The sequence below is a fragment of the Pseudoalteromonas sp. SG43-3 genome, assembly GCF_014164385.1.
Lineage (GTDB): Bacteria > Pseudomonadota > Gammaproteobacteria > Enterobacterales > Alteromonadaceae > Pseudoalteromonas > Pseudoalteromonas distincta.
On record NZ_JACJFC010000033.1, the window covers coordinates 15,830 to 27,471 of the forward strand.

Here is an 11,642-nt window from a genome sequence, read left to right on the forward strand (position 1 = left end):
CAATATAAAATTCATGTTAGTAATTATTTGTATACAAAGTTTACATTGCGCACCCAGATTTAACACTTGCAGTTTTTTAGGCAATGGATTATCGCTGAACCTACAAATAAAGAAGACAAGTGGGTTGTTAAAATGTAGTTAAAACAATGGTTTAAAATGTTTCGGTTAACTTCTTGTTTGCTCTATTGGCAATGTGTTTATATTTTGTAACTTGTTTGTCTTTTTTATTGTTTTTTACTTATTGATTTTTAAAAGTATAAATATTTATATGTTTATTTCCATGGTTTTATAGTTGTGTTTTTGGGGATTGTTTTGTTACTTTTGAGGTTTGTATCGTATAGGGTTAGCTTGATAATTTATTTTCATAAATTCAAGATTAAGTTCTGTCTTTTACCGCTAATACAAACTGTAAAGGGGCTTTACAGATAGCTTCCAAAGTTCAAGCAGTAGAGTTACTTTTTTTACTTTAATTGATACAATTAGGTGTCTTTCATTCATAAGGTTGTTCATGAAATATTTCTTATTAAATATTGCGTTATTATTTAGCTCATTGGTTTTAGCCGAGGAACCTGTCGATCTTGAAATAAATATGAAAAATACGGGCCTTGCGTATAAACAAGCAGTACAGGCAACTCAACTTAGTGAATTTAATACTGCGATTGATGAATTTATAAAGCTAGTAAAAGTAAGTAAAACAGGTAAGTTTTACAAAAAGCCTGAGCAGTCATTGCAGGGCCTTGATAAAGTAATTGCCCAAGCTGAGCTTGCAAAAAAAGCAGCGAATGAGCAGGGTCTAAGTGCAGCAAAAGAACCGTTAAAAAATATAGATAATTTACGTAAAAAATATCATGAGCTACATGAGCCTCCAGGGTTCTTTGAATTACTGTTCGGTTCATAAACCTAAACTATATGTATCTTTAGTCGCTACTTTTAAGCTAATTGCGTTAAAAGTATCTGCAGCAATAAATATAAGGAAACACAATGGAAATTTCAGTTTCAATGTTAGAAGGCCAAAAGCAAAGCGCTAAATTTGGCGACCTAGAAGTAATCAGCGATCAAAGTGTAAACGCTGGTGGCAACGCAGAGCACCCAGAACCGTTTGATTACTTTTTAGTAAGTATGGTTTTATGTGCAGGTTTTTATGCACGTAAATTTTGTGAGCAGCGTGATATTTCAACGCAAGGTATGACGCTTACTCAAAATAATGAAAATGTAGATGATAACGGTAAAAAGTTATTTTCAATTGAGATTAACCTACCAGACGGTTTTCCTGATAAATATAAAAAGGCGCTTATTGCAGCCGTTAATACCTGTACGGTAAAAAAAGTAATTCAGGCAGTGCCAGAGTTTTCAGTAGTGGTAAAATAATCCTCCCTGAATTAGGTAGCTTTAACAGGCTACCTAATTATGTATAGTGCCCCACGGCTTAACTTATTTCTTTTTCATTCCTTGTACTGCTTTAAAGCGTGGGTTGTTTTTGCAAATTACAAATACACGACCTTTGCGTTTTACAATTTGACACCCCGGGCGTTGCTTCGCACTTTTTAGGGAACTTAATACTTTCATACCTTTTCCTTTTTAACAGTCGATAAACTTTTAAAACGACGGTTAAACTGTGCAACACGGCCATCTGTAGCAACAGTTTTTTGCTTGCCTGTATAAAATGGATGTGAGTCACTTGATACGTCAATAGGTACATATGGATAAGTATTACCGTCTATTTCTACTGTGCGGCTTGTTTTAATGGTTGAGCCAATAATAAAGTAAGAATCGGCAGCAGTATCGTGAAAAGCAACCACTTGGTAATCAGGATGAATATTTGGTTTCATAATACGCCTCAATAAATGATATGTGATAGTGTATCATTTTAATTTAACGTATTTATTCTCTCATTGCAAATTATTTAAATGCTCCCCAAAAGGGGCGTAATTGCTGGCTATTTGTGCAAATAAATCAAAAAATAAGCACTTGAATTAAAAATGCTGGCTATTGGCGTTTAGGCTGTTATAACTATATTTAAGAGTTAAAACGTTAACAAATACGGTTATAAAGTTATTACAGAGGTTATGTATGAGTGACGCAACACAACAACAAGAACAAATTGACCAAGGGGTGATGGAAACCCTAAGAGAGCGCGACCACAGTACCTTGGCGCAACAAGTAAATCCGTTAACCTGCAACCACAATGATATTGTAGAGTTACTAGCAAGGTATATGGCACTTAGTGAGCAAGAAGATGATGAGCTGTTTGATACTTGGTTTGATAACCTAACTAAAGAGCAACATACTGTTTTAAAAGTATTTGAAGTTTACCGTGGACAATATGAGCACCAAAATTAAAGTGTTTATTTTTGTAAGTATGCCAAATCCAGTGGTTATTTAAATAAAACTAAATAGCCACTACTACTTTTTAACTAGAAAGTAGTAATGTTGTATCAACCATTACTCCCACCTGTTTTCATCATAATTTTTTGCGGATTTAATCTTATCTTTATTTAGGTACGACTTACTGATATTCATAAGTATTTATTGCTATTTTAAGGTAATGTTCTAGTTTTAATAGACAGACTGTTTATAATTTAAATAAGTTTATGGGTTATATACTCGAAAATATTCGCTCCCATTTCGTAATTCATAAAACACTTAAAATTAATTGAGCTTTAATGATTAAACCTGAGATCCCAAGTAACGAAGCAGAGCGATTACATGCGTTAAAAACATTAAAAATTCTAGATACGTCGCATGAAGAGCGCTTTGATCGTGTTACTCGTATTGCCAAGCGTATGTTTAATGTTTCTATTTCATTGGTTACTTTAATTGACGAAGACCGCCAATGGTTTAAATCTAGGCAGGGGCTTGATGCGCCTGAGCTTCCTCGCGAAACCTCATTTTGTGGCCATACCATAAATCAAGACGAGCTCTTAATAATCCCAGATACAGCCCAAGATAAAAGGTTTTATGATAACCCTTTTGTTGCAGGCGATCCTAAGGTACGCTTTTATGCAGGCTTTCCTTTAAAATTAAGGCAAGGGGTTATTATAGGCACTTTATGCCTTGCCGATAATAAACCTAGACACCTTAATGATGAAGAAAAACAATTACTAAGAGATTTAGGCACATTGGTTGAGCAAGAGATTCAATCAATTCAACTAGCTACAATTGACGAGTTAACAAGAATCTCTAACCGGCGTGGCTTTTTGAACCTTGCTGAGCATACGCTAAATGTATGTAGGCGAAACAAAGTATCAATGTCGTTTATATTGTTTGATCTTAATAAGTTTAAACAAATTAATGATGTTTATGGACACCACGAAGGCGATTTTGTATTGAATAAATTTGCGCAAATTATGCTTAGTTCATTTTGTGATTGTGAAGTAATAGGCAGACTTGGCGGAGATGAGTTTGTAGTAATGCTAAGTGATTTAGATGAAACAAAAGCTGAGTTTGTTTTACAAAGGTTTGCGGATGCAATTGCGCATGCCAATAATACCTTAAATAAGCCATACAAAATTGATTACAGTGTAGGGGTAACACACTTTAAATACGATACAGGTAAATCGGTTGAGGATATGATTCAAGATGCTGATGTTGCAATGTATCAGCAAAAAAAGCAGCAATCACTTTAGTGAGCTATTTAGTTTAATTGCTGCTTGAACTTCACTTAACTTCCTCATGCTAGTACGAATCTTATAATAGGTAGTTATTGGCTATTGCAGTCATTTTTTGCAGCGGGTGATGCTAAAGACACATTTGGTTGCCAAATCCTGTCCCATATTTTATGAAGATTGTTTAAGTTTGGTCTTTGACTTATTTTTTCAAAGTTACCAATGCTCACCTCTAAATCATTTTTTTGACCCACTACAAAATTAAACACATAGTTGCACTCCATGCCCATACGTAAATCAGAAAGTACAATATTGCTTTGCTGTTGGCGCACCGAATAAAACCCTTTAGTAAACCACTGCAAGCGTTTTATAGCCCATTCATCGCTAATATTATTTAACAATGAAGGCGTTGTTTGATAAGGCGTTAATGTAACATCGCTGGGCGCGTCAAATACTGATGCATAACCTTCGTAGTATTGTCCGTCAGACATCACAACAATACGCCACAGCAAAGTGGTTAGCGGAGCAGGCGTACTAACATACGCATTTACTGGTATTTGCCTGTTGTTGAGAGCCGTTTTTACTTTGTCATCAATATTTACTTTTAAAATTAAAGCGCAAAATAAATATAGACTACTTAAAACTAAAGCCGCTGCATTTATACGATAAGCCGTTGCTGCTTTTATTTTGGGTATTAGCGTACATATTACGCCAATTAATAAAGGAAGCGTGTAAGCGGGGTCAATAATAAACACACTAGAAACCGCAAAGGGGTACTCAGTAAAAGGCCAAAGTAATTGTGTACCGTATACCGTTAGGCTGTCTAATATGGCATGTGTAGATAAACTTAAAAATACGAGCCAAAACCAGCGCACTTTATAAATTTGCATTCCCGCGTGTATTTTTAATATTAGCCATACAATGAGCGGGCTAATTAATAAATGTATTAATAACGAATGGCTAAAGCTACGGTGGTAAGTAAATGCTTCTACAGAGCCACCATATGGCAAAAATACATCTAAATCAGGGAGTGTGCCTAAAATTGCTCCCCATAAAACGGCTTTTCGACCTATTTTATTGCCTAATACCGCATAACCTACAGCACTACCTAATGCTACCTGCGTTAAAGAATCCATTTTGATTAATACCTTTAATTACGACTTTTATTATTTATACTTTTTGATTATTCAAAAGCGTCAAAAAATAATGTGAAATATTTGATAAGCACATCAATGCCCAAAATTTATAAACTAAGCCTGGGTTTTATAAAATCTAAAAATGCTGTAATGCGAGACGATACAGCACTATTTTTATAATACACGGCTTGTACAATTTCTCGGTTATTAGGTGAGCTAACTGCACTGGGTAACACTTCAACTAATTTACCTGTTTTTAGGTCATTGCCAATCATAAAGTGAGAAAGTAGCGCCACACCTTGGTTTGCAATACATAGTTGGCGCACTGTTTCGCCGCTGCTTGCGCTAAGCGAAAACGTAAATAAAGCGGGCTTTACTAACGGCCAATTGTTTAATTTAGGAGAGTCACTAAAACCAATTAACTTATGATTTTGTAAGTCATCAATTTGCGCAATTGCTTTGTTATTATTTATATATTCTGGGCTGGCTACAATACGCAACTGGCTGCTGCCAAGTCTACGAGCATGTAAGTTTGAGTCTTTTAAATCACCAATGCGTATGGCTAAATCGGTTTTATGTTCAAGTAAATCAATAATGCTGTCGTGCGAGGTTATATCAAGCATTATGTGGGGGTATTGCTTGGCAAATTCGCCAATTAAAGGCGTAAGTTGGTGCAATACAAAAGGGCTTGCCGCATCTATTCGCAGCTTGCCACTTGGCGCTTGTTTTAAAAGCTTTATGGCTTCTTCACCGGTATAAAGCGTATTTAACCCTTCGCGCGCATATTTTATAAAAGTATGGCCTTCTTCGGTAAGCTCTAATCGGCGTGTTGTTCTGTTTAGCAAAGTGCATTGCAGTGTATTTTCAAGGCGTGATACAGCTCGCGACACTTTAGCCACCTGTTGATCGAGCAAATTAGCCGCCCCCGAAAAGCTTCCGCAATCGACTACCGTTATAAACGTTTCTAAATCTTCAGTTTTTGAATGAACAGCCATAAATATACCAACACCATCTTTGCATTATTAACAAAAGTATTTTGTCACTAATGCTATTTTTTGCAAACGATATTTTAGCCAAACTACATTCTTCAAATATTAATGAGGATATAACTATGCCATTGGCTTTGTGGGCGCTTACCTTAAGCGCATTTGCAATAGGAACAACTGAGTTTGTAATAGTGGGATTAGTACCCACCATTGCAAACGACTTAGGCGTAAGCCTACCTTCAGCAGGTTTGCTTGTAAGTTTATATGCGGTTGGCGTTGCCATCGGTGCGCCGGTGCTAACGGCTTTAACGGGTCGTTGGAATCGTAAAGTGGTACTAATAAGCTTAATGGGCTTATTTGTTTTAGGTAACTTACTCGCATGGCAAGCGCCAAGTTACGAAACATTAATACTTGCGCGCATTTTAACGGGGCTTGCCCATGGTGTGTTTTTTTCAATCGGATCGATGATTGCCACTAGCCTAGTAAGCAAAGACAAAGAAGCCAGTGCAATAGCCATTATGTTTACCGGGCTTACTGTAGCACTAGTAACTGGTGTGCCACTAGGTACATGGATTGGACAACACTTTGGTTGGCGTGCAACGTTTTTAGTTGTGTCGCTATTAGGTTTAATTGCATTAATCGGCAGCTCTATTTTAGTGCCAAAAAATTTAAAACAATCAATACCAGCGACGTTTAAAGAGCAACTACAAGTAATCGTAAAACCGCGTTTATTACTGGTGTATTTAATGACGATATTGGGCTATGGCGGCACGTTTACAGCGTTTACTTATTTAGCACCTATTTTAGAGCAACAAACAGGTTTTGCGCCTTCGGCTATTGCTTTAATAATGCTTGTTTACGGTGTATCGGTAGCGGTAGGTAATATTTGGGGTGGAAAGTTGGCCGACAAACGCGGCCCAATTAGCGCACTGAGCATTATATTCAGCGCTTTGAGTATTATTTTACTGATATTTACCTTTACGATGGAATCAAAAATTGCCGCTGTACTTACTATTTTAGTCTGGGGCGCATTTGCTTTTGGTAATGTGCCAGGCTTGCAACTTTATGTAGTAAAGCAAGCGCAAAAGCACACGCCCAATGCGGTAGATGTTGCATCAGGTTTAAACATAGCCGCATTTAATATTGGTATTGCACTTGGCTCAATTATTGGTGGTAGCGTAGTAGAGAACATGACCCTGCAAGATACAGCATGGATAGGCGCCGTTATCTCTGTTTTAGCACTTGGTGTTACACGCTACAGCGGTATGCTTGATAAACGTGAAATTCAGCAAGCATAAAGCCTTAGCAGGGTCTGTTGACCTTTTAGGATTAAATTTGTTCAATCTAGGGACAAAGAGTAAATCCACCCTAGGAAGAACCTAAAGGCAGCGCGTATTTGGCATTTATGCTGCGTTATCGCCTATTAATGTGGAACAACCACACTGCATAGGCTCTGCCTTGCCTAAATACCAAATACACTGCTGCAAATGTAATCTCTAAAGATTAACAGACCCTAACCTTGAAACTAAAATTAATGACCTCATACCTGTTATGAGGTCATAGATTTTTAAGTGACAGTCGTAATAAGAAGTAAAAGGTGTATTTCGTAAAACTTTTAAAAGTTTGTATTTCAAAACCGATTATTTTATAAGGATAAACCATGACAAAACGTGTAATAGAAATGCCAGAACTAGGTATGGGAACATTCCGCTTAGAGGGCGACACTGCCTATAACTCAGTAAAAATGGCACTCGAAGTTGGGTTTCGCCATATTGATACCGCACAAATTTATGGCAACGAAGAGCAAGTAGGTCAAGCCATAAAAGATAGTAATATTCCGCGCAGTGAAATATTCTTAACCACCAAAGTGTGGAATAACAAATTAAATAAAAGCGACTTTATCCCAAGCGTTAAAAAGTCACTTGAAAAGCTACAAGTTGATTCGGTCGACTTACTGCTAGTTCATTGGCCATCGCCTGCTAACGACGAGCCAATGAGTGAATACCTCACTGAATTACTAAAAGCGAAGCAGCTTGGTTTAACTAAGCACATTGGTGTATCAAACTTCACCATTGCAAACTTAAATGAAGCAATGCAAACACTTGACTCGCGTGAAATATTTACCAATCAGATTGAGGTTCACCCATATTTAACTAATACTAAATTGCGTGCATTTTGTGCTCAGCACGATATACATGTAACTGCGTACATGCCATTTGTAGTAGGTAAAGTACTTAAAGATAAAACCATTATCGACATTGCTAACAAGCACGATGCAAGTCCAGCACAAGTTGTTTTAGCATGGGTTAACGCAAGCGGCATGACGACAATTCCATCATCAACTAAGCGCAAAAACTTAGAAGATAACTTTAACGACCACGTTAAGTTAGATGATGAAGACATAGCCCGCATTGATGGCCTAGATTGTGGCGACCGCCAAGCAACACCAGACTTTGCGCCGCAGTGGGATCAATAAACTTATCTCAAACGCAAAGTTAAACTAAATATTTTAAGGTGTAGATTATCTACACCTTAACTTTTAAAAGGAATACACATGTTAACGGTTATAGCTGCACTGTCGTGCAAAAATATTGATGCAGATGTGATGCTTACAGCACTTGAAAACTTACAAAAGTCATCGCGCCAAGAAGTAGGGTGCTTACGTTATGAACTATCGGTAAAAAGTGATGATGAACATACCGATTACGTTGTTAGCGAACAATGGGCGTCTGATGAGCACTTTGAAGCGCATAAAAACGAGCCACACTTTAAAGCGTTTGGTACGCAAGTTACTGGGCTTTTAACCAATAGTAGTATTGATGTATATAAATCAATTGGTTAAATTCTTTTTATAGTGCCTATTATGGTACGTATTAAAATACTTAGCTAAATTACATATCATAAAGTAAATACTCAAATAGGTGCTGTTAACTTACATCACCTTTTATTCTTACACTCCAACCTGCCTAAATACTCAACTTCGCCAATATCAATGAAACCTATTAGGACTCTTTTTTGTTAATGCACAGTGCGTCGAAATCAAAAGAGGTTCATAACTTTATTAAAAGTCGTTTTGCTATCACAACCCACTCTAATAAATAGCCTATTTAATTTGTTGTTTACATTAAAATTCTCTGGTGTAAATTATAGAAATATAACATGGCATTTTAGTCAGCCGTAAATAGTTCGAGTGGTACTCAATGTGAGGCTTAAAATAGCAAACTATTTATATATTTTTTGTGTGTTATATTTTTAGAGCTGAGTTAATTAAACTAATAATGGAGACATGGGTATGGAAATTAATAAATCTAATCAATCAATTCTTATTTTTGTAATCCCTTTATTAACTGCGTATTTTGGATCAAAAGTCATATTTCACTTATTTGCTTTTGAGTATCTTGTGTTTACAGATACTTTTGACATTCTAAAGCTACTCATTGATATTAGTGTATTTGGAGTGTTGCTCTATATTAGTTCGCTGGGCGTTGGTTATGTCATCAGAGCTAAAACATAAGTTTTTAATCATTAGCTGGTAAATTGCTAGCTAAAAAATCACAGCCAATAAAGCCTTAATAGCTTTAAACTGTATAATTTATATGGAGATAATAATGAAAAAATTAATCGCAATAGTAGCGTTGTTAGGCTTTGCCTCATTTGCACAAGCTAATGATAGTTTTGTAGTGAATGCTAAATTTTATGATAATAAAAACTTAATTGGTTCACCTATTTTAGTAGTCAATTCAAACGAAGAGGCGACAGTTTCAGTTGATAATTCGTATAGTTTTGCTCTTACAGTAACGCCAATTGATGATTCTACTGTTAGTTTAGTAACTGACCTAAAACTAGGTGGAAAACATATGGCTCCCTCTTTAATTGTTGAAATAGGCAAAGAAGCAAGTATTAATATTGATGGTAAAGAGCTGTCAGTTTTAGTAAGCAAATCAAGCAGCTAATAATACCAACCTGCATAAATCTTTGATCAATTTAACGAATTAAATTGCACTATAACGTCGTTAAAAATTTTTTATTTAGAACAACTAGATATAAAAATTTTTGCCTAGTTCTAGCGTAATTTTCTTAACGTTAAATAGACCCCATATATAAGCAGATTGGTATAAGTTAAAAATTAGGAATATAACTAATGAGAAACTCAAGAAATGAAATAGTAAAATATGGAGTCTCTTTTGGTACGGCCCTAGCAATTGCTATTTCATGGAGTGCTAATGAGTCTGTGTTATGGGCAATTTTGCACGGTTTTTTATCTTGGTTTTATGTTATTTGGCATGTAATTACGCGATAAGTGTTTTCGCGTGTGCACTGATTGATTATGTAGATTGCGGTCAATGTTAATACTCGAGCAATTACCATCTAAAACAATTAAGTTATAAATATAAAAGGAATAATTAATAATGAAAGGTGCGGGTGGAAGCTCTGGTGGTATTGGGCATTTTTTTATTGGTTTGATTATGATGTGCGGTGGCTTTTATATGCTGCTAAACGCAATTTCGGTGACCTCTAATTTTGGACTAAGTTCTCGCATTTATAGTGTTAATGCTTTAGGTGGCTTTGGCGTTACAGGCGGCATGGTTATGATCCCGTTTATTTTTGGTGTAGGTCTGATTTTTTATAATTCTAAAAATATTTTAGGCTGGGTGCTATCTCTTGGCTCGTTAACCGCACTCATATTTGGCGTTATATCGAGTGTTCGATTTAGTATGCGAACTATGACGTCGTTTGATTTGATTGTTATTATAATTTTAGCGTTTGGCGGCTTAGGGCTATTCTTACGATCGCTTAAATCTATTGATACTTAAATAATTACCACGCTTTGTTTTAAATATAATTTTAATTATAGGCATTTAACATGATGTTCTAATGCCTAAGCTAATACATTAATAATATAACCCTTCCTATTTACTGCTTAACCAGTAACGTATTTTAAAGAGATTTATGTGAACAACTCAATACAGCTAAAACTAATTGCTACTCACTTATTAGCACAAAGAGAAGAAAACCCAGCACGTTCAAATTTTCCTAAAGAGTTAGTACTAGACTCGACTGACGATGCGATAGAAGTACAAAAGTTGATGATTTATTTAAATGATCAAACTGTATATGGCTGGAAGTGTATGCTGCCTTTAGATGATGGCTCAATTATATTAGCGCCTCTTTTACATGCACCTATAAAACAAGCTGAAAATTGCCAACTGTATACAACAAACAATAAAGCGCTTATTGAACCAGAAATTGCATTTATTTTACAAAGCGATTTACCTAGTAATAAAACCTATACAAATGAAGACGTAGATACTGCATTTGCCAGCGCCCATTTAGCACTTGAGCTTATTCAAAAAAGGTTTGATGAAAACACTCCAAGCACTCACATTGAAAAACTGGCCGATGGCCTATCTAATCAAGGCGTGTATTTAGGCCCACAAATAGATAAAGCCAAAGCGTATAACGCAAGTACTGTAAATATCAATGTTAAGCAAGCTGAGCTGGAGTTAAACTTGGCAGGTGTGCATCCTGCAGAGCTTGCGCAGCATCCACTTTATTGGGCGGTTAATTACTTATCAGCAAAGGGAATTAACTTAAAAGCAGGGCAAGTGTTTATAACTGGTTCTTACTGTGGTGTGGTTGAGCTTAATACTAATGAGCAAACATGTATTACATATGAAGATTTAAATACATTTAATGTGACATTTTTATCCCATTAAGCGAAGTATTCATTTTAACGGTCATAATAAAACAACCCACTAATTAGCTGTCTCTTGATCACAAGTCTGACTCAAGAGATTTTGCTAAATCGTAGCCTTCCAGGATGGCTTGTAACTTAAGCCATCCTTGCCATAACACTTTCACAGATGCACGCCCTGTGCGCTTGGTATCTTTCCAGCCTCCTAACTTTGCCAGTT

16 protein-coding genes are annotated in these 11,642 nt (G+C 36.1%); 12 read left to right on the top strand and 4 right to left on the bottom strand.

Translation table 11 applies throughout. The features are described from left to right. The first annotated feature begins 508 nt into the window (after window positions 1–508). Both H5157_RS19625 and H5157_RS19630 read left to right on the top strand, forming a co-directional pair. Window positions 509–898, top strand: a complete 390-nt coding sequence (locus H5157_RS19625) for a cytochrome b562 (RefSeq protein WP_154902890.1) — start codon at window positions 509–511, stop codon at window positions 896–898. Between the two features lie 83 nt (window positions 899–981). Continuing rightward, window positions 982–1,368: an OsmC family protein gene (locus H5157_RS19630; protein ID WP_002958670.1), complete on the top strand. Its 387-nt coding sequence runs from the start codon at window positions 982–984 to the stop codon at window positions 1,366–1,368. Between the two features lie 63 nt (window positions 1,369–1,431). Here H5157_RS19630 and ykgO read toward each other — a convergent pair whose 3' ends face one another. Continuing rightward, on the bottom strand, window positions 1,432–1,566 hold the full coding sequence (gene ykgO / locus H5157_RS19635) for a type B 50S ribosomal protein L36 (RefSeq protein WP_002958669.1): 135 nt from the start codon (window positions 1,564–1,566) through the stop codon (window positions 1,432–1,434). Continuing rightward, on the bottom strand, window positions 1,563–1,829 hold the full coding sequence (locus tag H5157_RS19640) for a type B 50S ribosomal protein L31 (RefSeq protein ID WP_182712301.1): 267 nt from the start codon (window positions 1,827–1,829) through the stop codon (window positions 1,563–1,565). Before H5157_RS19640 ends, ykgO begins: the two co-directional genes overlap by 4 nt. Window positions 1,830–2,070: 241 nt before the next feature. Here H5157_RS19640 and H5157_RS19645 point away from each other — a divergent pair, with 241 nt between their 5' ends. Together H5157_RS19645 and H5157_RS19650 are read left to right on the top strand one after the other, a co-directional pair. Next, window positions 2,071–2,340 (top strand): hypothetical protein, encoded by a 270-nt coding sequence (locus H5157_RS19645; RefSeq protein ID WP_039487544.1) that lies wholly within the window; start codon window positions 2,071–2,073, stop codon window positions 2,338–2,340. 323 nt (window positions 2,341–2,663) lie between these two features. Then, on the top strand, window positions 2,664–3,626 hold the full coding sequence (locus tag H5157_RS19650) for a sensor domain-containing diguanylate cyclase (protein WP_182725352.1): 963 nt from the start codon (window positions 2,664–2,666) through the stop codon (window positions 3,624–3,626). 74 nt (window positions 3,627–3,700) lie between these two features. Here the strand turns inward: H5157_RS19650 and H5157_RS19655 are convergent, their stop codons facing one another. Both H5157_RS19655 and H5157_RS19660 read right to left on the bottom strand, forming a co-directional pair. Further along, the gene (locus H5157_RS19655; RefSeq protein WP_182725353.1) at window positions 3,701–4,741 is read right to left on the bottom strand and encodes a metal-dependent hydrolase; all 1,041 of its coding nucleotides are present in this window, start codon (window positions 4,739–4,741) and stop codon (window positions 3,701–3,703) included. A 107-nt stretch (window positions 4,742–4,848) separates the two neighbouring features. Then, on the bottom strand, window positions 4,849–5,736 hold the full coding sequence (locus H5157_RS19660; protein WP_182725354.1) for a LysR family transcriptional regulator: 888 nt from the start codon (window positions 5,734–5,736) through the stop codon (window positions 4,849–4,851). A gap of 116 nt (window positions 5,737–5,852) precedes the next feature. On the opposite strand from H5157_RS19660, the gene H5157_RS19665 reads away from it, so the two are divergent. The 8 genes from H5157_RS19665 to H5157_RS19700 all read left to right on the top strand — a co-directional run bounded on the left by H5157_RS19665 (window position 5,853) and on the right by H5157_RS19700 (window position 11,444). After that, the gene (locus tag H5157_RS19665) at window positions 5,853–7,025 is read left to right on the top strand and encodes an MFS transporter (RefSeq protein ID WP_182725360.1); all 1,173 of its coding nucleotides are present in this window, start codon (window positions 5,853–5,855) and stop codon (window positions 7,023–7,025) included. Between the two features lie 362 nt (window positions 7,026–7,387). After that, window positions 7,388–8,203, top strand: coding sequence for a 2,5-didehydrogluconate reductase DkgB (gene dkgB / locus H5157_RS19670; protein ID WP_182725355.1), 816 nt, complete (start codon window positions 7,388–7,390; stop codon window positions 8,201–8,203). A 78-nt stretch (window positions 8,204–8,281) separates the two neighbouring features. Further along, window positions 8,282–8,569 carry a putative quinol monooxygenase gene (locus H5157_RS19675; protein ID WP_002958660.1) on the top strand — a complete coding sequence of 96 codons (288 nt, stop codon included), beginning with the start codon at window positions 8,282–8,284 and terminating at the stop codon, window positions 8,567–8,569. A 450-nt stretch (window positions 8,570–9,019) separates the two neighbouring features. Then, window positions 9,020–9,241 (top strand): hypothetical protein, encoded by a 222-nt coding sequence (locus tag H5157_RS19680; RefSeq protein WP_182725356.1) that lies wholly within the window; start codon window positions 9,020–9,022, stop codon window positions 9,239–9,241. Window positions 9,242–9,335: 94 nt separating this feature from the next. Then, window positions 9,336–9,680 carry a hypothetical protein gene (locus tag H5157_RS19685; RefSeq protein ID WP_182725357.1) on the top strand — a complete coding sequence of 115 codons (345 nt, stop codon included), beginning with the start codon at window positions 9,336–9,338 and terminating at the stop codon, window positions 9,678–9,680. Between the two features lie 188 nt (window positions 9,681–9,868). Beyond that, window positions 9,869–10,027 (top strand): hypothetical protein, encoded by a 159-nt coding sequence (locus H5157_RS19690; protein WP_007378675.1) that lies wholly within the window; start codon window positions 9,869–9,871, stop codon window positions 10,025–10,027. 109 nt (window positions 10,028–10,136) lie between these two features. Then, window positions 10,137–10,541 carry a hypothetical protein gene (locus tag H5157_RS19695; protein WP_002958658.1) on the top strand — a complete coding sequence of 135 codons (405 nt, stop codon included), beginning with the start codon at window positions 10,137–10,139 and terminating at the stop codon, window positions 10,539–10,541. Between the two features lie 138 nt (window positions 10,542–10,679). After that, window positions 10,680–11,444 carry a 2-keto-4-pentenoate hydratase gene (locus tag H5157_RS19700; RefSeq protein ID WP_182725358.1) on the top strand — a complete coding sequence of 255 codons (765 nt, stop codon included), beginning with the start codon at window positions 10,680–10,682 and terminating at the stop codon, window positions 11,442–11,444. Window positions 11,445–11,642 lie beyond the last annotated feature (198 nt).